This is a genomic window from Lacrimispora sp. 38-1, assembly GCF_049890855.1.
Taxonomy (GTDB): Bacteria; Bacillota; Clostridia; order Lachnospirales; family Lachnospiraceae; genus Lacrimispora.
Map to the genome: position 1 here is coordinate 1 of NZ_JBANEW010000102.1, position 350 is coordinate 350.

1 protein-coding gene is annotated in these 350 nt (G+C 50.9%); it reads left to right on the forward strand.

What is annotated here, in order from left to right; genetic code table 11:
- A partial coding sequence (locus V7D18_RS27500) for a hypothetical protein (RefSeq protein ID WP_426159276.1) occupies positions 1 to 350 on the forward strand: 350 nt, incomplete at both ends.

Below are 350 nucleotides of genomic sequence, written 5' to 3' on the forward strand. Positions count from 1 at the left end.
GGTACCACAGCTGCGGTACCGGGTCTTACACCACTGACCGGAAGTGCGCCAGCAGGAACATTTACCTGGAGCAATGTGTCTAAAACAACAACTGGCTATAAACTGGTGACCAGTCCTGCACAGCCGGCGAGTATGACAATCACAGCCGCAGGTCCAAACGAAAAGATCGTGTACTATGAGATTGATGATACGCAGAAGTTCGGCTACACGGTAAACTATTATATCAAAGGTACCACAACAGCAGTACCAGGCCTTCCGCCACTGACAGGAAGTGTACCGGCAGGAACCTTCACCTGGAGAAATGTGCCAAAAACAACAACCGGCTACAAGCTGGTGACCAGTCCTGCACA